This is a genomic window from Aurantibacter sp., from assembly GCF_039941195.1.
GTDB lineage: Bacteria > Bacteroidota > Bacteroidia > Flavobacteriales > Flavobacteriaceae > Aurantibacter_A.
In genome coordinates this window covers 1-22,828 of sequence record NZ_JBDVFA010000062.1, presented here as the reverse complement: position 1 = coordinate 22,828, position 22,828 = coordinate 1, and the positions used below count along the sequence as shown (strand labels likewise).

25 protein-coding genes are annotated in these 22,828 nt (G+C 32.7%); 19 read left to right on the top strand and 6 right to left on the bottom strand.

Annotated features, from left to right (window positions below):
• The first annotated feature begins 72 nt into the window (after positions 1 to 72).
• A complete protein-coding gene (locus ABJF52_RS10660; protein ID WP_348149850.1) occupies positions 73 to 1,617 on the top strand; it encodes an amidase in 1,545 nt (514 codons plus the stop codon).
• 11 nt (positions 1,618 to 1,628) lie between these two features.
• On the opposite strand, the gene thiE is transcribed toward ABJF52_RS10660, so the two are convergent.
• Both thiE and ABJF52_RS10650 read right to left on the bottom strand, forming a co-directional pair.
• Positions 1,629 to 2,276, bottom strand: a complete 648-nt coding sequence (gene thiE, locus ABJF52_RS10655; protein WP_348149848.1) for a thiamine phosphate synthase — start codon at positions 2,274 to 2,276, stop codon at positions 1,629 to 1,631.
• A 79-nt stretch (positions 2,277 to 2,355) separates the two neighbouring features.
• Positions 2,356 to 3,318 carry a hypothetical protein gene (locus ABJF52_RS10650; RefSeq protein ID WP_348149846.1) on the bottom strand — a complete coding sequence of 321 codons (963 nt, stop codon included), beginning with the start codon at positions 3,316 to 3,318 and terminating at the stop codon, positions 2,356 to 2,358.
• A gap of 276 nt (positions 3,319 to 3,594) precedes the next feature.
• Between ABJF52_RS10650 and ABJF52_RS10645 the strand changes: the two genes are divergently transcribed.
• From ABJF52_RS10645 to ABJF52_RS10625, 5 genes are all read left to right on the top strand, one after another.
• Positions 3,595 to 3,894 (top strand): hypothetical protein, encoded by a 300-nt coding sequence (locus ABJF52_RS10645; RefSeq protein ID WP_348149844.1) that lies wholly within the window; start codon positions 3,595 to 3,597, stop codon positions 3,892 to 3,894.
• A 228-nt stretch (positions 3,895 to 4,122) separates the two neighbouring features.
• Positions 4,123 to 4,728, top strand: coding sequence for a DUF6515 family protein (locus tag ABJF52_RS10640; RefSeq protein ID WP_348149842.1), 606 nt, complete (start codon positions 4,123 to 4,125; stop codon positions 4,726 to 4,728).
• Between the two features lie 311 nt (positions 4,729 to 5,039).
• The gene (locus ABJF52_RS10635; RefSeq protein ID WP_348149840.1) at positions 5,040 to 5,501 is read left to right on the top strand and encodes a cold shock domain-containing protein; all 462 of its coding nucleotides are present in this window, start codon (positions 5,040 to 5,042) and stop codon (positions 5,499 to 5,501) included.
• 210 nt (positions 5,502 to 5,711) lie between these two features.
• On the top strand, positions 5,712 to 6,371 hold the full coding sequence (locus ABJF52_RS10630) for a hypothetical protein (protein WP_348149839.1): 660 nt from the start codon (positions 5,712 to 5,714) through the stop codon (positions 6,369 to 6,371).
• 72 nt (positions 6,372 to 6,443) lie between these two features.
• A complete protein-coding gene (locus ABJF52_RS10625) occupies positions 6,444 to 7,097 on the top strand; it encodes a hypothetical protein (RefSeq protein ID WP_348149837.1) in 654 nt (217 codons plus the stop codon).
• A 25-nt stretch (positions 7,098 to 7,122) separates the two neighbouring features.
• On the opposite strand, the gene ABJF52_RS10620 is transcribed toward ABJF52_RS10625, so the two are convergent.
• The gene (locus ABJF52_RS10620; RefSeq protein ID WP_348149835.1) at positions 7,123 to 7,989 is read right to left on the bottom strand and encodes a hypothetical protein; all 867 of its coding nucleotides are present in this window, start codon (positions 7,987 to 7,989) and stop codon (positions 7,123 to 7,125) included.
• Between the two features lie 167 nt (positions 7,990 to 8,156).
• Between ABJF52_RS10620 and ABJF52_RS10615 the strand changes: the two genes are divergently transcribed.
• The 3 genes from ABJF52_RS10615 (at position 8,157) to ABJF52_RS10605 (ending at position 10,258) form a co-directional block, all read left to right on the top strand.
• The gene (locus ABJF52_RS10615; RefSeq protein ID WP_348149834.1) at positions 8,157 to 8,627 is read left to right on the top strand and encodes a nucleoside deaminase; all 471 of its coding nucleotides are present in this window, start codon (positions 8,157 to 8,159) and stop codon (positions 8,625 to 8,627) included.
• 51 nt (positions 8,628 to 8,678) lie between these two features.
• The gene (locus ABJF52_RS10610; RefSeq protein ID WP_348149832.1) at positions 8,679 to 9,272 is read left to right on the top strand and encodes a Crp/Fnr family transcriptional regulator; all 594 of its coding nucleotides are present in this window, start codon (positions 8,679 to 8,681) and stop codon (positions 9,270 to 9,272) included.
• Between the two features lie 113 nt (positions 9,273 to 9,385).
• Entirely contained in the window at positions 9,386 to 10,258 is an 873-nt protein-coding gene (locus tag ABJF52_RS10605) for a pirin family protein (RefSeq protein WP_348149831.1), read from the top strand.
• Between the two features lie 58 nt (positions 10,259 to 10,316).
• On the opposite strand, the gene ABJF52_RS10600 is transcribed toward ABJF52_RS10605, so the two are convergent.
• Together ABJF52_RS10600 and ABJF52_RS10595 are read right to left on the bottom strand one after the other, a co-directional pair.
• Entirely contained in the window at positions 10,317 to 11,852 is a 1,536-nt protein-coding gene (locus ABJF52_RS10600) for a DUF1080 domain-containing protein (RefSeq protein ID WP_348149829.1), read from the bottom strand.
• 121 nt (positions 11,853 to 11,973) lie between these two features.
• Positions 11,974 to 12,357, bottom strand: a complete 384-nt coding sequence (locus ABJF52_RS10595) for a transcriptional repressor (RefSeq protein ID WP_348149827.1) — start codon at positions 12,355 to 12,357, stop codon at positions 11,974 to 11,976.
• An 81-nt stretch (positions 12,358 to 12,438) separates the two neighbouring features.
• Between ABJF52_RS10595 and ABJF52_RS10590 the strand changes: the two genes are divergently transcribed.
• The 10 genes from ABJF52_RS10590 to ABJF52_RS10545 all read left to right on the top strand — a co-directional run bounded on the left by ABJF52_RS10590 (position 12,439) and on the right by ABJF52_RS10545 (position 21,776).
• A complete protein-coding gene (locus ABJF52_RS10590; RefSeq protein ID WP_348149825.1) occupies positions 12,439 to 12,843 on the top strand; it encodes a MerC domain-containing protein in 405 nt (134 codons plus the stop codon).
• A complete protein-coding gene (gene folE / locus ABJF52_RS10585; RefSeq protein ID WP_348149823.1) occupies positions 12,833 to 13,501 on the top strand; it encodes a GTP cyclohydrolase I FolE in 669 nt (222 codons plus the stop codon). The genes ABJF52_RS10590 and folE overlap by 11 nt, the downstream gene beginning before the upstream one ends.
• Positions 13,502 to 13,522: 21 nt before the next feature.
• On the top strand, positions 13,523 to 14,287 hold the full coding sequence (locus ABJF52_RS10580; RefSeq protein ID WP_348149822.1) for a hypothetical protein: 765 nt from the start codon (positions 13,523 to 13,525) through the stop codon (positions 14,285 to 14,287).
• Positions 14,288 to 14,976: 689 nt separating this feature from the next.
• Entirely contained in the window at positions 14,977 to 15,876 is a 900-nt protein-coding gene (locus tag ABJF52_RS10575; RefSeq protein ID WP_348149820.1) for a GTP-binding protein, read from the top strand.
• Positions 15,877 to 16,118: 242 nt separating this feature from the next.
• The gene (locus tag ABJF52_RS10570; RefSeq protein ID WP_348149818.1) at positions 16,119 to 16,361 is read left to right on the top strand and encodes a hypothetical protein; all 243 of its coding nucleotides are present in this window, start codon (positions 16,119 to 16,121) and stop codon (positions 16,359 to 16,361) included.
• 161 nt (positions 16,362 to 16,522) lie between these two features.
• Positions 16,523 to 18,892, top strand: a complete 2,370-nt coding sequence (locus tag ABJF52_RS10565; RefSeq protein ID WP_348149816.1) for a TonB-dependent receptor — start codon at positions 16,523 to 16,525, stop codon at positions 18,890 to 18,892.
• A 26-nt stretch (positions 18,893 to 18,918) separates the two neighbouring features.
• Complete coding sequence (locus ABJF52_RS10560; RefSeq protein WP_348149814.1) at positions 18,919 to 19,734, top strand: DUF4625 domain-containing protein; 816 nt, start codon at positions 18,919 to 18,921, stop codon at positions 19,732 to 19,734.
• Between the two features lie 59 nt (positions 19,735 to 19,793).
• On the top strand, positions 19,794 to 20,273 hold the full coding sequence (locus ABJF52_RS10555; RefSeq protein WP_348149812.1) for a DUF4625 domain-containing protein: 480 nt from the start codon (positions 19,794 to 19,796) through the stop codon (positions 20,271 to 20,273).
• Positions 20,274 to 20,417: 144 nt separating this feature from the next.
• Positions 20,418 to 21,194, top strand: coding sequence for a DUF1080 domain-containing protein (locus ABJF52_RS10550; RefSeq protein WP_348149810.1), 777 nt, complete (start codon positions 20,418 to 20,420; stop codon positions 21,192 to 21,194).
• On the top strand, positions 21,195 to 21,776 hold the full coding sequence (locus tag ABJF52_RS10545; protein ID WP_348149808.1) for a dual specificity protein phosphatase family protein: 582 nt from the start codon (positions 21,195 to 21,197) through the stop codon (positions 21,774 to 21,776).
• 115 nt (positions 21,777 to 21,891) lie between these two features.
• Here ABJF52_RS10545 and ABJF52_RS10540 read toward each other — a convergent pair.
• The coding region (locus ABJF52_RS10540; protein WP_348149806.1) for a LamG-like jellyroll fold domain-containing protein at positions 21,892 to 22,828 on the bottom strand (937 nt) is incomplete at its 5' end.

The window sequence follows — 22,828 nt, the reverse complement described above, 5'->3', positions numbered from 1 at the left end:
ACTATTTTAAAACTTTTATCATTATGAATTTTGGATTTAACCAATCAGAATTAACTATAACAAAACTAGATTATGAATTCAGCTAAGCATATTTACTTCATATTATTGTTTATTGTTTTTAGTGCCTGTAAAGAAAAAACCATTTCTAACGAAACATATAGTGTTTCAGAACTAACAATCAGTGAAATTCACAAGGCTTACGAACAAAAAGAACTTAGTAGTGTTCAACTAGTTGAAACATACATTACGCGAATAAAAACCTTAGATAGCACACTAAATTCAATTACAACAATAAACCTCGAAGCATTAGGAATAGCAGAAAGCTTAGATAAAGAATATCAACAAACCGGAAAGCTTCGTCCATTACATGGTATTCCAATAATCGTAAAAGACAATATTAATACAGCTGGTTTACCGACAACGGCAGGAGCTTTAGCGTTAGCAGATTTCATACCTGAGGAGGATGCTTTTATCATTAAAAAACTTGTAGAAGCCGGTGCTATCATCATTGCAAAATCAAATATGGCAGAATGGGCTTTTAGTCCAATGCATACTGAAAGTTCAACTGCTGGGACTACTCGCAACCCATATAATATAGCATTTGTACCGGCAGGTTCCAGTGGTGGTACCGCCGCCGCAGTTGCTGCCAATTTTGGAACCATAGGATTAGGAACGGATACAGGCAATTCTGTTCGCGGACCATCCTCTCATTGCGCTCTAGTAGGTTTTAGAACCACTTTAGGTCTTGTAAGTAGAAGTGCAATTGTACCATTGTATCTTAGAAATGATGTCGTTGGCCCTATGGGAAGAACAGTAGCAGACGCCACCAAAATATTAGAAGTAATTGCAGGATATGATAGTGAAGATCAACTCACAAAAAATTCAAATGGTAAAATACCTGAGAATTATTCTCAGTATCTTATAGAAGATGGATTAAAAGGTGCGCGCATTGGAATTTTACGCGAGTTGAGTGAAGACAATCCCCATCCGGAAATCAAAACATTATTTGAAAAGGCTATATCAAATATAGATTCCTTAGGTGGAATAATTGTAGACCCATTAATAATTCCAGGTTTTAAGGATCTAAGACAAAATCAATGGTGCGCTACTTTTACAGAAGATATTGAGGCATATTTAAGTAAATATGTAAAAAGCGACACTCTAAAAACTATAGAAGACATTATACGCATAGGAAGTAATTCTGAGTGGGCCGGAGAACGCGTAAAACGGAATGCTGCTCATAGTGGTAGATGGGAAGATTCTGAAATAGCGTGTTTAGATGTGTATACCGATTCACGGCGTATTGCTTTTAGAGAAGCCATCGAAAACATGATGGATTCCTTAGAGTTAGATGCAATCGTTTATCCTTCATGGAACAATCCTCCTGCACATATCGAACTATTTTCGGAGGAATATAAAGGTGATAATAATCAAATAATTAGTCCACATACAGGTCAACCTGCATTTACAGTACCCATGGGTTATACGAGTGAAAACCTACCAGCTGGACTTCAATTTTTAGGAAGGATGTATGATGAACCAACATTAATTAAACTAACATATTCCTATGAACAAGGAACACTACATAGAAAGCCTCCCACCAATTATAAAGATTAATTCAGAATTAATTATTGTTTAAATGTATATCGCTGTTCTGCCGTTGAAGAAGCATTTAAAAGTTGATTAAAAGTTCTTATATTACTAAAATCACGTGTTATTTCGCCAGAAACAGCAATTCCAGAAACACCCGTTTCTAATAGATTAGAAACATCTGCAGTAGTAATACCTCCAACTCCAAGAATTGGAACTTCAGTTTGTAGCGCATCAATTATGGCAGCATACCCATTTAACCCTAATAAAGAAGGTAAATTGTCTTTGGTTTCTGTAAATCGAAAAGGGCCTAAACTAATATAATCAACTTCTTTTACTATTAAATTTTCACAGTCTTGCAAAGTATTTGCAGTACCTCCAATCATTTGCCAAGAATATAGATTTTTTCTCGCTAGGGTAGGACTACTGTCCAATTTTCCCAAATGCACCCCATCAGCTTTAATTTCATGGGCAATTTTATAATAATCATTAATTATTAATCTAGTCTGAAAATGAGCTGTTATTTCTTTCGCCGCCTGCGCTACTTTTAAAATCTTTTTTTCGGATACATTTTTTAAACGTAATTGAACCAATTCCGCTCCAGAAGTACAAGCCTTTTGAATATTATCGAGTACAACTTTAGGTGAATTTCCCTGCGTTATATAATGAAGTTTAGGAATAATCATAATTGAGAAAACTATATTCAGGCAAATATATGCTTTAAAGAAAGAATCGATTTAAACAATTATACCCCATAGTTCCTTTTTAATTAGTGGTTTCACCAACAGGATAATGGAGTTCAACCTTATCGTGCATAGTATATAAGCGAAATTTATCACCATCAGGGACTAAAATACCACTAGATTTATTTTCACCCATTATAGGGTTTTCATCATATTTTGTCCAATGAATTAAATCTTTAGAAGCTGCAACATTTGTAGACCATTCGTGCCAATCTTTAAAAGCAGTGCTATGGTAATAAGCATAATACCATCCTTTATATTTTATTATTTGATTTACAGCTACTCCGTATTGATCATAATTTTCAGGTCCCATTGCAATTACAGGATCATCTTGCACATTTGTCCATATATTTAAATCTTCAGAGGTCGCCAACCAAATACCTAAATCCCCTCGTTCGTAGAATAAATACCATAAATTATTTTCTCTCCATACAGTTGGTGTTCCATATGCGCCTTCACTTAAAGGATCACCATTAGTCGTTCTAATATCTAAAGAACCGTGATCTTCCCAATTTATACGATTTTTAGAACTTAATCTATGGGCAATATCACCTTTCCCTTCTGCAAACATTTGATACGTATCGTCTACTTTAATAACCATCATGTCTTCTGTCCAACTATCGTTGAATATAGGTTTATCACTGTATCGTTTCCAAGAAATCCCGTCAGTAGATGTTGCATATCCTAAAGCTAGAGGCTCATTTTCAGAATTAACACCTGTATACCACATATGATAAATCTCATCTTCTTTTAAAATATACCCTCTTTCTCTAATATTTTGATCCCAAGTAGTTTCACCAGTACCTTTAAATACTGGATTTTCTGTATAAGTTTCAAATTTCACTAATTCTTCGGGAAAAGGAATAGCTTCTTTGTCAATTGTATCCTTTAAGGAAGCATCACTATTTTCAGTATTCTTTATCTTTTTTTGTTGACAAGAACAAATTAAAAGTATTGCTATAAGAGATATTGCGAGTGATTTCATCCAAAATGAATATTTTACAAATTATTAATTTTATTAACCTTGAAGATACTAAAGTCCATTTAAAAAAAAGGTTTATTTATAATAAACACGAACTAAATAGAGCTATTATTTTTTAATCTATTTTAAAGTAATAACCTTATACTAATAAACAAAAATTTGCTTCATCTATTAATATTCCTGATTAGGAGATAAATTAACCTTGTTCGTCTATTTAGCTTTACAACAATACTAGCATAAAGTACATTTGCCTACTCATTAACTATATAATATAAAAACATGAAAAAAATAGTACTATCATTAACTATTGCAATGGCTATATTTAGTTGTAACAGCGTAAAAAATGTTAATACTTCATCGATGGCAGATGCAGCAACTTTACTTAGTTCTTTAAGTTCCAACTCCACAGTACAACAGGTTTCAAGTCTTTTTAGCTTATTAGACAGCAATAAAGACGAAGCTATAAGTTCAACCGAAGCTATCGGTTCTGTAGCAGAAAACTTTACCACATTAGACACGGATAGTAATTCAAGTTTAAACCTTACTGAATTAACAGGGTTACTAGGATTATTGAAATAATTATAATATTTGAATTAGCTAAAAAAGAGGGTATGCATTTTAAATGTGTGCCTTTTTTTGATTTGATATAATAATAAGTTGTTTACAATAAAATGATATCTATAAAAATATCCTTTTCGTAGATACAATTTGGCCAAACTTCTATTTGCTTTCTTAGATAAAGTAATGACTTATACATTTGAAGTATAATTGAAGACAAGAATATATTATTAATTTAAAACTTAAATTATGAAGACATATATAAAGAAAGCGGTATTACCATTTTTGTTCATGATAGCGATTACCGCACAGGTTTCCGCACAAACGAGAAGTACTGCTACAAAATCTAGTAAAAAAGAAACAGTATCAAGAACTGCAACGACTAAAAATAGTACTGTGACCAAAAGAGTTTCTAGTACCAAAGTAACCTATAAAACGCCTAAAAAGAAGGTAGTTTCCGTACGAAATGTACCAAATAAAACAGTTATTTCTAATAAAGGTCAAAACTATTACTATGCTAATAATAAATACTATACGCAGTCTGGAGGTCGATATATTGAGATAGCACCTAAAGTTGGATTTAAGGTAAAGGTTTTACCTCAGAATTATAAAAAAGTAAGATTTAACAACCGTGATTATTACAATTCACATGGTATTTTTTATATCAATATAAATAATCAATACGAAGTTGTAGAACCTGAAATTGGAACTTTGGTATATGAATTACCAGATGATTACGAAAAAGTCTCCATTGACGGTCAAACTTATTACGAATACGCAAATATACTTTACGAAAAGGTACAAGTAAACGGAACTAGAGCCTATGAAGTAATAGGCATTATCGATATGGAATAAAAGTTTATTGGTTGATTGTTAGTTAAGGTGGGTAGCTTATAAAGCTATTCACCTTTTTTTGGTGTAAATATCATATAGCCATAGTTTAATATAAATAATAGCTGAAGTATAAATTATACGACCTAGGACTATAGAACTACTAATAATGATTGTTATTTAAGTGTAGTTATAAATTAAGTGCATTCTCATTAATAATTATCTTCATCAAACTTGATATTTAAACTGAAATAGTTTATGTTAGGCATAATAGGATATCTATAGGAAAAAATGATATCTTGCAAAATAATTAAAACTTACCCTTAAATTTAAGAATGGCTAAATCGCAGCAAACATTTAACAAAACAGAAAAAGAAAAGAAACGTTTAAAAAAACGCGAAGAGAAGAGGAAAAAGATGGAGGCTCGTAAAGCAAAAGCTAAAGAGTCTGATAAAAAAGGAATTCAGTTTGCCTATGTTGACTACAATGGAAATTTAACTGATACGCCCCCAGACCCATCTTTAAGAGTTGAAATAGATGTAGAAGATATTGCTATTAGTGTACCTAAGACTTTAGCTGAAGATATTGAGGAAGTTGATCCAGTACATAAAGGAACTGTTTCTTTTTTCGATAGTTCTAAAGGTTTCGGTTTTATTATTGATGCTGAAGATCAAGAAAAGTATTTTACACATGTAAGCGGCTTAATTGATGAAATTGCTGAGAATGACAAAGTTTCTTTCGAGCTTGAACAAGGAATGAAAGGTCTTAATGCAGTAAAAGTTACTTTGCAAAAATAAGATTTGTTCTACGCGTTTTTCTTTAAATTTTATTTTTAATCAAGTCCTATTATTTGTTACTAAATAATAGAGGAACCACCTATGTTCTTATTTTTCGTACAAAGCATAGGTATTTCCCTTCATAGTAAAATTTTAATTTACCGTAGTTATAACCGATATTTGATACATACATGTCAATCTAAATTATTTTGACTTAAATGATTTGTATTCATGAGGCTAATTCTTTTTATTCTAATTGTAGTAGTGGGTTTCAATAATACGTTGCAAGCTCAAGTTCCAGAAGCTAATTTATTAGTAAAGATACATGAGGTGACAACAACAGAAATGAATTCTATTTCAAATCCCTTACAAGGTTCATTTTCCTTCAACACCAATTTGAATAAAATGTTTGTATTTAATGGCACTGAATGGACCGAAATGACTACTATAGAATCCGAGGCTTATCCAGGTCATTTTATTATTAATAGTAGTGGTACTCAAACCATATCAGGCCTACCTTTTGCGCCTAGTTATATTATATTTTCTGGACACCCCAATATTCAAACTACAACTATAAATTCAGATAACGGAGTGGGGAACAATAGTAATACCACCGTAAATACTTTTGGAACAATGAGCGGGTATTCACGTAATGATGGAGGAACAATTAATCAGCAGGTTACCTTTGTTGGTGGTAATGCATCATCAATTAATGATATTTCAAGATATGCCAATACAGGAGAATGCATTGGTGTTCGCTATGCAAATTTCAATGGAGATAATCTAGGCCTAACCACTGCAATCCTAACAGGATTTACCTCAGACGGGTTTACCATTAATGTAAATAACCATACAGATAATTTAGTAGTAATGTTTACAGCCTTTAAATAATTAAAATATAAGTATTTGGAATATTTCATGTCCTAGGGACATATTAATTAAATTGAATTAAACAATATTTAAATGAGAGCAATTTTCCATATAGTATTCATGATATCGACGTTATACTCATTAAAAGCTCAAGCTCCACAAGCTAATGACTTAGTTAAAATTCATGAAGTAACTACAACCGAGATGAACAATATAACTAGTCCTTTAGTAGGTTCGTTCGTTTTTAATACCACGCTCAATAAAATGTTCTTTTTTGATGGAACTACTTGGTCGCAGTTCAAATCTGGACAAACCTCTTACCCAGGTCATTTCATTATTAACGGTACAGGTTCACAAACGATTACGGGTCTTCCTTTTGAACCCAAAGCCATTGTATTTGCAGGACATCCTAATATTGAAACAACATCAATTAATTCAGACAATGCTGTTGGAAACAATAATAATACTTTACAAAATTCTTTTGGCACTATGAATGGGTATGCTAGAAATGATAATGGAACTATTAATCAACAAGTGATTTATGTTGGTGGTAATGGTAATTCTATTAATGATATTTCAAGATATGCAGATGACGGGGAATGTATAGGGGTTCGTTATGGGAATCAGAATGGAGACCAAGTTGGTCTAACCACGGCAATTCTTACAGCCTTTACAACAGACGGATTTACAGTAAACGTAAATAATCACTCAGACAATCTAGTCATTACCTTTACGGCATACGAATAGAAAAAAGAGGAATACTTATTTATTTCTACTGTATAGTATACTGATACAAATTCCCTCCTTCATGATTCGAACGTTCATCAGAAAGCAATAAAGTAGTATCATCTAAAAAGCAAATCGACTCCAATTGTGAACGTACAGCCAAATCTATTTGCTGAATATTTCCCTCTAAAATATTCTCAAAATTAAAATCAGTAATAAGCCATATTAATCCATTACTTAGTAATGCAATAGTTTTACCGTCTGATGAAATATCTGCGGAAGTAATCGAACAGCTATCTTGTTCCAAACAGGTAGTCCATTCTGCAATAAACGTTGCCTCGTATTCACCTTTTTTATCTGGCAAACGATAGAGCATAGTTTTACCATCATAAGGCCTACTTCTATTTTTAGTAATGACATAAAGAAAACCATTCCAGTGAAAAAACGCCTCCGCATCGAAATATAATTTTGACTTTTTGGGAGGAAATTTATTTTGATTAGGATAATTAAATTCTATTTTTTCTGCAGTTATTTTATCACCGTTTTCTTTTTCAGGATTAGGTAATTTGTAAATAACCAAATTTTTACGCTTATTCGTGTTATTTCCAAAATCACCAATGTAAAGATTACCATTTGTATCAGTGGTTAAATCTTCCCAATCATGGTTTTTCCCATTTTTAACTTCTAATTCTTCTTTAATATCTCCTGATAAATCTACCTTATATATTTTGTCATGATTCCCGCTATCTTCAACAACCCATACAGCTTTTTGGTTATAAGTAGCCATACCTGAGCTTTCTTTCAGACTACTCGGCATGTCTGCAATCACATTCAGTTTACCCATCTCTTGGCAATTAACTTGTGTTATAATATAAAATGCCATTAAAAAGCGCTGAACTAAAATCATACTCATTTAAAATTTAAACAATTAAGTAGTGAAATTTTTCACTTAATCAATATACTCCCAGGGTAAATAATCCTATAAAATTTCAGAAAATTAGTAGAATAGTAAATCCTTTTAATTTTCTATAGTTCAAAGTTATACTTTGTAAATTTGTAGAAGGTTAAAATTAGATTAAAATGAATCGAGAAAGGTTTATGCAAGAAGCTGTTAACGCAGCATTAAAGGGAATGCAAAACAATGAAGGAGGGCCATTTGGATGTGTAGTTGTTAAAGATGGAAAAATAGTTGGAAAGGGTAATAACAAAGTTACTTCAACAAATGACCCAACGGCCCATGCAGAAGTTACTGCAATTAGAGACGCCTGTAAAAATCTAAATTCATTTCAATTAGATGGTTGTGAAATTTATACCTCTTGCGAACCTTGCCCGATGTGTTTAGGTGCTATTTATTGGGCCCGACCAGATAAAGTATATTATGGCAGTAGCCAAGCTGATGCTGCCAATATTGGCTTTGATGATGCATTTATTTATAAAGAGATTCCGTTACCCTATGAGAAAAGAAGTATTCCTTTTGAGCAATTACTACCTGAAATAGCAATAAAGCCATTTCAAGAATGGACTAAAAAAGTTGATAAAACAGCATATTAGAAAATCTTCATAAATATTTTACTGATTTAGATTCTGTGTATCTTTATAAAGATGAAGCTACCCAATTTTAAAAAATATCTTATAGAGAAAGGTGGATTATCTGAAGATGATTTTAATCAGATTAGGTCCTTTATTCAGACGAAAAATGTTTCTCAAAATCAGTTTTTGTTATCTCAAGGAGCAGTTTGCTCACATTTTTTCTTCGTAGAGTATGGAGTACTACGGTTTTATGCTCTTAACTCAGAAGGCAAAGAAAACATTTTACAATTTGCTACGGAAAACTGGATTGTTAGTGACCGAGGAAGTGTATTCTATCAAGAACCATCAACTTACAATATTGATGCTATTGAAGATACCTTAACAGTTATGTTGGATGAGAACTTTGTGAATGAAGTAGCAAAAGTCAATCCTAATTTTAGAAAACAAAACGAGATTTTACTTCACAATCATATTCGACATTTATATAAACGAATCAGTTTATTATTAGGAGCATCGGCAAAAGTCCGTTATTTAGACTTTGTGAATACGTATCCAGATATTATGTTACGCGTACCACAATGGATGATTGCATCATATTTAGGAATAACTCCTGAAAGTTTAAGTCGTGTTCGTAAAACGCTTGCAAAGGAAAACTTTAAGGCATAAGACAACAATTCACTTCTTATCATAGGTCAATGCACAACTTTTAATTCAATGGTAATTTTACAGTATTAAAATAATTGAAATAGTGTATTAAGTGATTTTTAAATTACAATATCATGAAAACAAGAAGCATAGAAAAGGTAGTACAACCAGGAAGACCACATTTTGTAGGAGATGGTTTTAGAGTACATAATTTTATACCGGGCACATCGACCATGAAGCGTATGGATCCATTTATTATGATGGATTATAATTCAAAGTTTAATTTCCCACCTACCGATATCCCAAAAGGTGTTGGTGTACATCCACATCGCGGGTTTGAAACTGTGACTATTGCATATAAAGGCAGGGTTGAACATGGTGATAGTGCAGGAGGAGGCGGAATAATTGGAGAGGGCGATGTACAATGGATGACGGCTGCATCAGGTGTATTACATAAAGAATTTCATGAAACAGAATGGAGTAAAAAAGGAGGTGAATTTCAAATGGTACAATTGTGGGTAAATTTGCCAGCGAGGTATAAAATGAGTCCTCCCAAATATCAGGCAATTCCGAACTCAGAAATTCTCAAAATAACTTTACCTGATAGTGCTGGAGAAATTGAAGTTATAGCCGGGGAATATGAGGACAAAAAAGGGCCTGCATCTACTTTTTCACCAATTAATATGTTTAATGTAAGGTTAAATAAAGGAGGTAAAACACAAATGTCATTTCCACTGCATTATACAACAGCCTTGGTAATTGTGGAGGGAGATGCAAGAATTAATGAAAGTACAGATGTCCTTCAAGATCATTTTGTAATGTTTAGTAATGATGGTGAATCATTCTCGATTGAAGCGAAATCGGATGCTACTATTTTAGTTCTAAGTGGGGAACCTTTAAACGAACCTATTGCGGCCCAAGGACCTTTTGTAATGAACACTCGAGAAGAATTAATGGAAGCTTTTCAAGATTTCAAAACAGGAAAATTTGGGTATTTAGAAGCATAAGTAAAATGAAAAAAGCAGCTCCATTGGAGCTGCTTTTTCTTATAGTTTTTAATTCAATTTAATTGAATTCTCTTATGGATACATCTTTGTAATAGATCTCAGCAAATTCAGACTGTAGTAAAATTTTGCCTTTTTTAAGACTAGCATTGGTTCCATAATTTACTACTTCACCATTTACTATATGTACACAAATGCCATTAAATGATAGTACTTCAACCGTATTCCATTCGCCTTTTGGCTTTTCATTGTCTTTAGATTTTACCATACTCGAATAAGCCATTGGTTCATTTTGTTTCCCATCTACTTCAATAGTACTATGACCTATCAACCAAAAATCTCCCGTATCACTTTCTTGAATTTGACATTCAATCGAATGCGGCCAAATTTTATTTACTTCATTTTCTGGTATATGATAACAAATTCCGCTATCTCGTTTCATATCCAAGCGTGGAGGCCATCTTTTTTCGCCCCATTTAAATTGTAATTTTAAATGGTAGTTTTTATATACTTTATCGGTAATAATATACCCCATTTCTTTTCCTACTACTTTTAAAAGTCCATCTGATACACTAAAAATATGTTCTGGATCATTATTCAAGCCTTTTGACTCTAAAAATTTATCCCATCCCTTAAAATCGTTTGGTTGTAACATAGTCGCAAAAAGTGAATTCGATTCAACCGGAGTTACATTTTCTATTAGGAATACATAATCTTGATAATCACCATTAGCAGCCTCCTCATAACAAACCAAATACGAGTTTTTAATAAGTATTCCCTCTTTATTTTTTACAGGATAAATCCTCGTTGCGTGTGCAGCACGATTGGGAAAATTAATCATATTCCAGATATCTTCCGTAAAACTATTATGCGTGTGACTTACCACGTAAAAGCCAAAAGTTTCTTCTTTAGGGTCAAAAGCAGTTTTCCCTGATTCCAATTCAGGATACAAAGCTTGGTGTTCATGAAAGTCTTCACTATCTGCCAATATTCCTACTTGTTTCAATTCTGGTCCTTCAGCAGCAGGTAAATAATAACCAAAAGGAATAATAGAAGGAGGTGAGTAACGTGCAATCGGGGTAATAGTGACATCACCAGCTGATGCTTTTTTAAAAAGAGAAGCTTCAATTTCTTCTCCTTGCAATTCAGCCTTAGTATGGTGGGGTAAGCTAGTCCATCCAATATCGGTCCCAATATCTAACAAATCTAGAACACTTGCCAATGCAGCTTCATTTTTTCCTTCTAAGGCTGGTATAGCCATTCCTCGGAGTCCGATTTCAAAAGATTTTATGCCCTTTCCGTTAATTTTCAATGTAGCTCTAGAAATCCCATTAGCTTTCTTGCTTGGCTCGAAAATAAATTTTACCACCGAATTTTCAGAATTTTCTCCGATTCCAATTGTGGTTGAAAGGTGTTTAAAATTTTCAGTATGCTCTCCAAAAATTTTAACCTTAATAGCATTGGGATATTTGGAAGCTACAATAATAGAGTCCGTTTTACTGGTTTGTCCTTGTACAGATGAGAAATAGTAACCCTCTTGAGCATTGAGCTTTACAGTAATTAAACTTACTAATAAAAAAAAGAAACTGGTTTTCATAAAGTTGGGTAGTCGATTAATATGGGAATATAGGTAACTTTTTAGAATTCAGACATTAGTATTACCATAGCAGTGGTCTTTGTTGCTAAAAAATAAATTCTATTAAAACTTTTAAATAGAATTAATGAACTAAACACTCTTCACATTTACCTTGAATTAACAACTGAGAAAATTCTATTTTTCTATTCGGTATTTTTGGTAGTGCCACACTAACACTTAAACAATCTACTCTTCCACAACTAAGGCATTGAAAATGTGGATGTAAGTCTTGGTGCTCAACAGCCGTACACCCATTGCATTTTGCATACCATTTATGACCTTCTTTTCCAAGAAAGGAATGCAAAACACCATCGTCTTCCAATTTATCAAGTACGCGATAAATAGTTGTTTTATTAAACGAAGTACCTAACTGTTCAATTAATTTTTTTGCAGAAATAGCAACTGTACTATTACTAAACTCATTAAGTAATACTTCTACGGCCTTAGTTTTTCTAATCACACCCATAAAACAAAGATAACGCAACTGGGTTGCATTAACAAATATTATAATTACATTTGCAACTCAGTTGTATTAACAATACTAATAATGATATTAATAAAACAAAAATCCGATATTTTAGGAAGCTTTGCAAGTTCGTTGTGTTTAGTCCATTGTATTGCCACTCCTTTTCTTTTTATAGCTCAAGCAGGTTCTGTCACCTGCTGTGATGGTCCGCCTATCTGGTGGAAATTTATGGATTATTTATTTTTAGCTATTTCATTTTTCGCCATTTTATGGTCTACTAAAACAACAATTCTCAAATGGATTAAACCTTCACTCTGGCTAAGTTGGTCTGTATTAGCAGCAATAATACTAAATGAAAAACTAGAATTATTTCATTTACCTGAAGCTGTAATTTATGCGCCTGCTATTGCTTTGGTGATATTTCACTTATACAATAGAAAATACTGTAAATGTAACACTGATAAATGTTGTGCTAATGAAGGATAAAAATCAATTGGAAATAGTAGGGGATAATCATTTTTCCTCAAGCATAGAAACTCCTTTGAGACCTAATGCTTTTGATAAAAGTGATAATGAGAAAATAGAAAATATTCAGCATCATTTTTCAAAAATAATGGAAGAGTTGGGTTTAGATTTAACCGATGATAGTTTATCTGGCACTCCATACCGTTTTGCTAAAATGTATGTAAAAGAATTGTTTTATGGCTTAAATCCAAAAAACAAACCTAAGCTTTCAGTTTTTGAGAATAAGTATGAATATAAGAAAATGCTTATTGAACAAAACATTACAATAGATTCATCTTGCGAGCATCATTTCTTACCCATTACCGGGCATGCGCATATTGCATACATACCAAAAGATAAAGTTATTGGTTTATCTAAAATTAATCGTTTGGTAGATTATTACTCGCATCGCCCACAGGTGCAAGAACGTTTGTCCTTGCAAATTTTAAAAGACCTCCAAGAAATTTTAAATACGAGAGATGTGATTGTTATGATTACAGCCAAACACCTTTGTGTGTCTTCGCGGGGTATAAAAGATAAAGATAGTTTTACAACTACTATTGAATATGATGGCGAATTCAATAAACCTAAAATAAGATCAGAATTTTTCAATGCATTACAGAAAGGCAACAAATTATAAAATCAACTAAACGATACAGTTATGGAAATCAAAGAAACCGTAAACAAACATTACGCCACTGCAAAAACTGGAGCCGAAATAACCGATAGTTATTTATCTCTTTTGGAAACAGAGTATAAATCTGATCTAAAAAAAATGTTATTCGCTACATCGGTTTGTTCTGATGATGTTAATGTTTCAACAGATTTTCGTAAAGTATTGAGCCGACCTTTTACTATGGGTGGTTTAGGCGGATTACCTTTTTCTGGATTTACAGGTATGGTGGCTTTTTCTCACCACATTCCAGATGATGGAGATGCATTTATTTTTTACGGTCCTCATATTGGTATTACTGATGATGGAGAACTAGGTCGTATGCGTAGAATAGGTCAATCGCGTCTTACAAATAGTTGCGGCGCATTAATGCTTGCTTTAGAACGGTTTAACAAAAAAGATGAAGAACCAATTTATGTACCTCAAAACGTATACTACGATCATCAACAAGTTCAATTAGAACAATCATTAATGCCTTTTAAACATGATATTATTCATGCTGACAATCCAAAAAAAGCCATAACTGACTATACTTATGTTGCCATAGATAAACAAATAAAACAGCTGGTAAAAATGAGTTTAAGTGAATTCTCATGTAAAAGAATTTTTCTACTTGGTGGCGTAATCATAAATACTAGCGAAGAATTTAATGATTATGTAGATGTTAGAAATTTTGATGTTATAGACACCGATGAGCCAAACAATTTTAAATCGGTATCTATTATGGAAACAGAGGCATTCAAAAACTTATAGTTTTTATATCATCATTAGTTACGTTTTTTTAATGCAAAATAACCTATTTCTTTTATGTCCTACAGATAATTTAGAACCCATAGTTAACTCAAACTATGGGTACAATAATTATTTTTACACCTCATTGGGAAATACATTTTCAAAGGATATAAGAACATTAGAGAGCCTTAAAAAATTAATAAAAGCAAAAAATATTGGAAACATATTTTTTATACTCTCTAGTGAAAATGAAATTATTTTAGATGCATTGGAGTGTCAATTTTTTAAAAACATAACGGGCTTAGAAAAGCTATATAGAAAAATTGAAGAACAAAAAAGGCACACAAAATTTTGGGGCAATAACCAATTTCAGAATTTAGTATTTTCGTATTATATAAATTTTAAAATTAACGAGCTAAGTAATGAGTTAAGCCCTTTACATTTCCAATCCATTTGTATTAAAGGGCAAATTTACAACCACCACGTAAATAGATTTTATCCCATTTATTCAAATTTAATTTGCAAAGAAAAATTCCATTTTAATTAAAAGAGGTCGTTTCATATAATCATAGACATTTGATTTTTTTCTACAGAAAAATAGGACTAAGCACTGTTATTTAATATGGTAGTACAATCCTAGTAGTTATTATTAAAAAAAGATTCTACCAAACCTAATTGAAGTATAAATTCGTAAGAAAACCACTAATATAATGGAAGCTATTATTACCGTAGTTGGTTTTTTAGGTGCCGGAAAAACTACCTTATTAAAATTTCTGATCAATAGCTATATTGACAAAGGTTGGGATCCCTTTATTATTCTCAATGATTATGAGAATGCCCAAATGGATGCACAACAACTAACTAAAAAATTGGATTTAAAATCCATTAAGGCGCTTAGTGGTAGTTGTATATGTTGTAGTGGGATTATGGAACTTAGAAATACTGTAAACAGAATACCCGATCGAAAAAACGGCATCACATTAATTGAAGCAAATGGAACTTCTGACGCTTGTTCTTTAATGGAATTTCTTAGTGTTGGCTTAAGCGACAGGTATTTACCTCCAATTCAAATCTCTGTTGTTGATGTTAAAAATTGGCAGAAAAGGGGAGAACACAATGAATTAGAAGCCAATCAAGTTCAGGTTTCTTCGCTTCTCGTATTAACACATGTAGAAAACACATCAAAGAGTAGACAGGCAATGGTAATTAAGGAATTGCAAACACTAAACCCAAAGGCTAAAATTGTAACCATGGATGATTTAGACATTTTGTTACTTCCCGAACTTTTACCCATAACGAATTCGGCTCAAAAAATGGAGCATCAAAAAGCACATTGGTCATCTTGCTCTGTAGATTTACCTTCTTTACCACATATTAATTGTATTGATGAAATTTGCAACCAACTACCAAAAAACATTTTAAGAGCAAAAGGATGTACTAAAATTGGCGACCAAGAAAATTACACTTATTTTGAACGAACACCTGATGGTGAGGTGTTTATAAGACCTTTTAATGGAATTCCAATTACAGGGTCAAAACTATTAACCATAGGGCCAGGAAGTGAACCTTCTATATTAAAAAAAGCAATTCAATTCAGTCTTAAATTATAAATCAATATGAAACAGATAAATACTCTGGCATATATCTTAATAAGTTAAAATAAGGCTGATTTTACAAGTATATTCTTACTTATATATATCTAAAATGATTTGATTTAAACAACTATTGCAACTCAGTTGCGTTATATCAAAAAAGGTAATATATTCGCGCAATATTTTTCATTTTAATGAAGCTTAGTCCTATAAAAAAAAATATTACTTATTTTTTGCTTGTTCTTTTTCTAACAACGAAAATGACAGGACTTCATGTAATTTCACATTCAGATGACGAGAATGAGAAAGAATCATGTACTATTTGTGACCATGCTATTGCAAACAGTTTAACACCTACAATTTCTTCCGATTTAAATGAGTTTGAAATTGAAAACAGTCATTTTTTTATTGATAGCACTATAACTACTAATTATAGTTATATAGTTTCTAATACAATATTAGCAAGAGCACTCTTTTCTAGACCTCCCCCTTTTTCAATTTAAGTTTTCTATACATTTTATTCTTTACAAATACTATTAGAAATAAACTCCTTTAAAATTTAAGGAGATAGCATTTCAATTTATTCTCTACATCAATAAATGTATAGGTTTTGTCTTAATTCTTATTAAAGAATAACAGTTCAATTCTTACAGTAAATCCAAATATGTTTCATAAAATTCTGAACATAGGACTATTTTTTAGTCTGTGCTCGATAACATTCGCACAAGATACTTATCAAATACAGGGTATTGTGTTACACGCCAGCAATTTAACACCTGCACAAGGTGCAAATATCGTTGGGAAGAATCTTTATGCAGTCTCAAGAGCAACAGGTGAGTTTGCCATAAATAATGTGGCCGAAGGCTCATATACGTTTACAATTTCTCACATTGGTTGCGAACCTAAAACCATTAGTGTTACTGTTGGACCAAAAATGGAAGAGCTTAAAATTTACTTGCAAGAATCTACTACTGAGCTTGAAGAAGTAAAAGTTAGTGGGAAATCAAAAAAACGGGAACTCAAGGAAGTCCCTATAGTTTCCCAAACGGTTTCAGAAGAATTTCTGAATAACAATAGAGAAAATAGCTTAATGCAGACCTTAAGTAAAATTGCCGGTGTTAGTACCATCAATATTGGTTCTGGTCAGTCTAAGCCTGTTATTAGAGGCCTAGGATTTAATAGAGTGGCTGTTGTTCAAAACGGTATTAAACATGAGGCCCAACAATGGGGTAATGATCATGGCTTAGAAATAGATCAACATGGAATAGAAAATATACAAATTATAAAAGGTCCGGCTTCCTTATTATATGGGTCCGATGCTATTGCTGGTGTTGTAGACATACAATCAAATCAAATTCCTTTACCCAATACGTTTGGTGGGGAAGTTAATATTCTAGGAGAAAGCAACAATGACTTATTGGGAGTTTCAGCTGGTATTTCGTCTAGAAAAGATAAATGGTTTTATCGTGGTAGATTAACTTATAGAGACTATGGAGACTATAAAGTACCAGCAGATAGAATAAATTATGAAAACTATGTTTTTGAACTAGATGATCATAATTTAAGAAATACTGCTGGTAACGAGGCCGATGCAAGTTTGGGTATCGGTTATGTTGCAGAAGGAATAAAATCTGAAACCGTATTTAGTAATGTAAATGCTAAAAATGGATTCTTTGCGAACGCACATGGTTTGGAAGTACGCACTTCTAGTATAGATTATGACAGTTCTAATAGAGATGTTGATCTTCCGTTTCATAAGGTTAATCACTTTAAAATAACTAACAATACAGCTATAAGTGCTGGAGATCATAACTTACATATTGATCTTGGCTACCAAAACAATAATAGAGAAGAGCATTCAGAACCAGTTCCTCACGGATATATGCCAACACCACCCGATACCAAAGAAAGATTATTTATTAAAAACACCTATTCCTTAAATTTTCGTGACGATTTTAAACCGAATAAACAACATGATGTGGTAGTAGGTTTAAATACTGAATACCAAAATAATAATATCGGTGGATGGGGCTTTTTAATTCCAGAATACAACCGTTTTACTGCTGGTGTTTTTGGGTATGACCAGTTTGAGGTGAATTCTAATTTTCATGTTTTGGCCGGTTTACGTTATGATGTTGGTAGGGTAGATACCAAGGCTTATTATGATTGGTATCCTTCCACAATAAACAATGATGATGGATCTACATCCTATATACAACTCCAAAGGTCTAAAAATAAGACTCTTGATTTTGGCAGCCTCAGCGCTTCTCTAGGGTTGAGTTATATTCAAAATAAAACCAGTTACAAAATAAATGTTGGTAGAAGTTTTAGAATGCCGTTAGCTAATGAATTAGCATCTGATGGTGTTAACTATCACATGTACCGTTATGAAAAAGGGAATCTAGATTTAGATCCAGAAATATCATATCAGTTAGATCTAGCAGTAGATCATACCGCAAATAATTTTCGTGTAGGTGTTAGTCCGTTTGTAAATATATTTCAAAACTATATTTACCTCAATCCAACTTCAAGCTATTACGAAACCATACAAATCTATGAGTATACACAAGCTGAAGTATTTAGAATAGGAGGAGAATTTAATGCAAGTACTACCATTGTTAAAAACTTACAAATAGATGCATCATTAGAATATGTGTATTCCAGGCAAAATAGTGGTGCAAAAAAAGGTTTTACATTACCATTTTCTCCGCCTTTATCCGGCTTAGTATCGGCCAAATATCAATTTAAGAAACTTTTATTTTTTCAAAAACCTCAGTTAATAGCAGATTTTAGAATAACCGCGGCACAAGAAGAAATTGTTCCTCCCGAAGAAAAAACAGAGGGTTATCAAGTATTAAATATGTCTTTTTTAGCAGCAATTAACGCGTTTAAAAATAAACAGCCACTAGAAATGCGTGTAAAACTAAATAATGTATTCGATTCCAAATATTTTAATCATACAAGCTTTTACAGACTAATAGATGTACCAGAACCTGGCAGAAATATCTCATTATCTGTAACAATACCTTTTTAAATAATCAGTAATTAAAATTAAACACTATGAAAACAATTAGTATGAAATCAAATTTTAAATTTTTAGCAATCGCCGCTTCGATCGGACTCTTTTTTCAATCATGTAGTGATGATGATACAACGGTTGACTTGAGTGCTCCAGTAATTTCCGATTTTGAGTATGGCGAAGGTCATCATGACGAAGAAGGAGATGAAGATCATGACCATGAAGAAGAAGCATTTGCTTATAGAGGTTCAGACATTCATATAGAAGCAGAAATTACTGCCGAAGCTACTGTAAGTAGCATTACTGTTTCTATTCATTCAGATGAAGTAACAGCTTCAGGGGATGAAGTAGATTGGGAATTTGAACAAGTATATACAGATGCTGACTACCTAGTTATTAATCCTACTTTTCATGAACATATAGATATTCCAGCAAATATTCCTGTAGGAGAATATCATGTTGAATTTTTGGTAACTGATGAATTAGGGAATAGCACAGAAGTAGAAGGGCATGTTGAAATTATGGATACCATTACTATTAGTGGTTTTGAAATGGATGAAACAGTCGCTAGAGGAGAAGATTTCCACGTTGAGTTTATGATTGATGCGGCGCACGGTATACATAATATTACTGTTGATGCTCATGCGGATGGTGTTACACCTGGTGATGGAGAAGTAGAGTGGGATTATGAGGCAGAGTATTTAGATGGATATCATGAAGAAACTGAGGCAGAATTTCATGAGCATATTGATGTGCCTGCCACTGCACCTGCAGGAGAATATCATATCATTTTCACTGTAGAAGATGAAGATGGTAACACCAAAGAGTATGAAGCTCATATTGATGTTACTGCATAATTAAATAATTAATACCGCATAGTGTTAACCTAATACTATGCGGTTTTAAATCTTATAAAATGAAGATTAGCTTAAAATATTTATATTTTGTTTCGCTTATGTTGTTAATGGGGGCATGCTCTGATGATGATGGTGTTGAAATAGATGAAGAGAAACCAACCATAACCGTTAATTATACTGGAGGTTTTCCTCAAGGTTGTGCTTTGCTAACACGTGGCGAAACCTATAATTTTAAAGCTATGGTTACTGATAATAGTGCTTTAGCTGCATATAGTATAGATATTCATCATAATTTTGACCATCATACGCATGATGATCAGGTAACAGAATGTTCGTTAGATGATGTAAAACAAGCCACAAACCCTTTAATTTTTGTAGAAAACTATACCATAGAAGGCGGTTTAGTTAGCTATGAAATTAATGTGCCCATAACAATTCCTTCAGATGTTGAAATTGGTGATTATCATTGTTCATATTCAGTAACTGATGAAACCGGTTGGCAAAGTAGAACATCAATTGATATAAAAATTATAGAATAAAGAGAGTCCCATAACTTTTAAAAGCGTAGGTATTTATGCACTGGAAACTTAAGAAGAAAAGATATATCATTTAATTGAATTCATTACTTTAGTTCTTTATTTAATTTGTAGGCTTTTCTCCATAAACTACAATAAATTATACCAATGATAAGAACTTTCCTTTATGTTTCAGTAGTTTTAATTTTAGTAACAACCTCCTGTAAGACAGAGAAAAAAGAGGACTTTAAAATTACACGTTCCAAAGAACTAGCGATTAAAAATAAAGTGCACAATCAATTATTGGATATTGAAAAAGAGCAGGGATGGAGCTTACTTTTTGATGGTAGAACTTTAGATGGTTGGCATCTATTTAATAAACCAGATTCCACCCAATTCTCTGCATGGGAAGTAAGAGACGGAATGATATTTTGTAATGCTACAGATGAAAGTAAAATATTTGGAGATATAGTTACCGATAAAGCTTATGAAAACTATGAGCTACAATTCGATTGGCAAATGGCACTCAGAGGCAACGGTGGGGTATTTATCAATGTACAAGAATCCCCAGAATATAAAGCTACGTACAACACCGGTATTGAATACCAGTTGCTAGAACCAGAACATATGGATACCAAAACTCCATTAAAAAGACCTGGCACAGTATGGGGATTATCACCACAATTAAATACGGTTGAAGCCAAGCCAGTTGGGCAATGGAATACGACGCGTATTATACAACAAAATGGAAAAATTCAGTTTTATCTCAATGGTATACTTACGGCCGAAGAAGAACTAAACTCTGATGAGTGGAAAAATAAAATTGCCAATTCAAAATTTAAAGATGCCCCTGGTTTCGGTAAAGCTAGCCAAGGCAAAATTGCATTGCAAAATTGGTATTTTGAATCTTGGTTCCGTAATATAAAAATTAGAGAATTATTATAAATGCAACCACTAAAATTTTATAGTTTACCGATGTTTTCATTCTTGTTAGCGGCATTTTCCCTGCCTTCTGATGATTTTCAAGAATCTCATTTCGACAAAATAGCATCTGACAATTTTCATAACTTTTATAGGTTGAATGATAGTTTATACCGCTCAGAACAACCGAATAAAAAAGGAATGAAAGAATTGGAGGCAATGGGAATAAAATCCATTTTAAATCTGAGACGACAAAAAACAGATAAAAAAAAGCTAAAAGGTCTTACTCTGGAATTAGAACGTATTCCATTAAAAGCTTCCAAATTAAACTTTGATGACATTTTTAATGCGCTACAAAGTATACAACAAGCTGAAAAGCCACTTCTAATACATTGCTGGCATGGATCTGACAGAACAGGAGCTATTGTTGCTGCATCGAGAATGGTATTTGAAAACTGGAGCAAAGAGCAAGCTATTGCAGAATTTACAGATGAGCATTTTGGCTACCATCAAAAAAGGTTTCCTAATTTATTAACCTTACTGGAATCTTTAGACGTTGAATTGCTCAAAAAAAAGTTAGCCGAAGATAAAATATCACAGCGCTAATAGGAGGGAAGTGAAATCAAAAAATATTTCGTTTAGTCTTCAAAAAAACAAATTAAATAGAAAAGAACCTCGTTAAAAATAACGAAGTTCTTTTTTATATTTTATTAAATCGAATCTATTCCTTTATTACCTTAAACGCATGCTCTAATCCGTTTTGCAGTACTCGAATAATATAAATACCATCAGGGTAAGCAGAAAGATCTAATTCTGGCTCAGTTTCATCACTTTCTAAAGAAATAAGTACATCGCTGGCGAAATCAAATACCGTAATAGACTTAATACCAGGAGATAATCCAGATATTTTAAATCTTCCAACTGTTGGATTCGGATAAGCATATGCTTCAGCAGTAGCAATGGTTATGGGTTCTTGTTCAGTATTTACATTGTCGGATACGCTGTCTATAGTTCCATCTTCATACATTGAAAATATTTGTTCTGCTGTAAGTGCTTTGTTAAATAACCGTACATCATCCATATCACCTTCAAAATATTCTTCTCCCCATCCGGACCATCCCAACCAAGCCTCATCCTTATCTCTTAAAGTACCAGGTAAGGATTCACTATGAACATTTTCGCCATTTATATAATATTCCATAGTACTGCCATCATAGGTACAAGTAATCATTTGCCAGTTATTGTTTTGAATATTTCCAGCACTAACAAGCTTCTTACCATTCTCATTTGTAGTTACCTTAAAGGCCAGTTTGTTTTGTTTAATGAACATCATAAATCCACCAGATGTAGAACTACCAACAATTCCTTGATATCCTCCTTCTGCATTACTTGGGTTTATCCATGCAGAAACCGATAAACCGGATTGTACGTTATTATCAATATCGGGTAGACTAATACGCTTATCTGATCCATCAAAATACACAGCACTACCAATATGACCATCCGTTTTATGTGTATCGAAGGTCAAGCCATTTTTAAGCGTTCCAACCAAGCCTTTATTACTAATATCATTAGCATTTATTCCATTTTGCTCATCAAGTGGCCAATGTCCAATCAATTCATCCAGTTCATTTTCCACTTCTTCTTCTTCTTCTTCT

Bases quoted from the DNA above. Each gene is read 5' to 3' on its own strand.
- ABJF52_RS10660 (WP_348149850.1), top strand. From the start codon at position 73: ATGAATTCAGCTAAGCATATTTACTTCATATTATTGTTTATTGTTTTT.
- thiE (WP_348149848.1), bottom strand. From the start codon at position 2,276: ATGATTATTCCTAAACTTCATTATATAACGCAGGGAAATTCACCTAAA.
- ABJF52_RS10650 (WP_348149846.1), bottom strand. From the start codon at position 3,318: ATGAAATCACTCGCAATATCTCTTATAGCAATACTTTTAATTTGTTCT.
- ABJF52_RS10645 (WP_348149844.1), top strand. From the start codon at position 3,595: ATGAAAAAAATAGTACTATCATTAACTATTGCAATGGCTATATTTAGT.
- ABJF52_RS10640 (WP_348149842.1), top strand. From the start codon at position 4,123: ATGAAGACATATATAAAGAAAGCGGTATTACCATTTTTGTTCATGATA.
- ABJF52_RS10635 (WP_348149840.1), top strand. From the start codon at position 5,040: ATGGCTAAATCGCAGCAAACATTTAACAAAACAGAAAAAGAAAAGAAA.
- ABJF52_RS10630 (WP_348149839.1), top strand. From the start codon at position 5,712: ATGAGGCTAATTCTTTTTATTCTAATTGTAGTAGTGGGTTTCAATAAT.
- ABJF52_RS10625 (WP_348149837.1), top strand. From the start codon at position 6,444: ATGAGAGCAATTTTCCATATAGTATTCATGATATCGACGTTATACTCA.
- ABJF52_RS10620 (WP_348149835.1), bottom strand. From the start codon at position 7,989: ATGAGTATGATTTTAGTTCAGCGCTTTTTAATGGCATTTTATATTATA.
- ABJF52_RS10615 (WP_348149834.1), top strand. From the start codon at position 8,157: ATGAATCGAGAAAGGTTTATGCAAGAAGCTGTTAACGCAGCATTAAAG.
- ABJF52_RS10610 (WP_348149832.1), top strand. From the start codon at position 8,679: ATGAAGCTACCCAATTTTAAAAAATATCTTATAGAGAAAGGTGGATTA.
- ABJF52_RS10605 (WP_348149831.1), top strand. From the start codon at position 9,386: ATGAAAACAAGAAGCATAGAAAAGGTAGTACAACCAGGAAGACCACAT.
- ABJF52_RS10600 (WP_348149829.1), bottom strand. From the start codon at position 11,852: ATGAAAACCAGTTTCTTTTTTTTATTAGTAAGTTTAATTACTGTAAAG.
- ABJF52_RS10595 (WP_348149827.1), bottom strand. From the start codon at position 12,357: ATGGGTGTGATTAGAAAAACTAAGGCCGTAGAAGTATTACTTAATGAG.
- ABJF52_RS10590 (WP_348149825.1), top strand. From the start codon at position 12,439: ATGATATTAATAAAACAAAAATCCGATATTTTAGGAAGCTTTGCAAGT.
- folE (WP_348149823.1), top strand. From the start codon at position 12,833: ATGAAGGATAAAAATCAATTGGAAATAGTAGGGGATAATCATTTTTCC.
- ABJF52_RS10580 (WP_348149822.1), top strand. From the start codon at position 13,523: ATGGAAATCAAAGAAACCGTAAACAAACATTACGCCACTGCAAAAACT.
- ABJF52_RS10575 (WP_348149820.1), top strand. From the start codon at position 14,977: ATGGAAGCTATTATTACCGTAGTTGGTTTTTTAGGTGCCGGAAAAACT.
- ABJF52_RS10570 (WP_348149818.1), top strand. From the start codon at position 16,119: ATGACAGGACTTCATGTAATTTCACATTCAGATGACGAGAATGAGAAA.
- ABJF52_RS10565 (WP_348149816.1), top strand. From the start codon at position 16,523: ATGTTTCATAAAATTCTGAACATAGGACTATTTTTTAGTCTGTGCTCG.
- ABJF52_RS10560 (WP_348149814.1), top strand. From the start codon at position 18,919: ATGAAAACAATTAGTATGAAATCAAATTTTAAATTTTTAGCAATCGCC.
- ABJF52_RS10555 (WP_348149812.1), top strand. From the start codon at position 19,794: ATGAAGATTAGCTTAAAATATTTATATTTTGTTTCGCTTATGTTGTTA.
- ABJF52_RS10550 (WP_348149810.1), top strand. From the start codon at position 20,418: ATGATAAGAACTTTCCTTTATGTTTCAGTAGTTTTAATTTTAGTAACA.
- ABJF52_RS10545 (WP_348149808.1), top strand. From the start codon at position 21,195: ATGCAACCACTAAAATTTTATAGTTTACCGATGTTTTCATTCTTGTTA.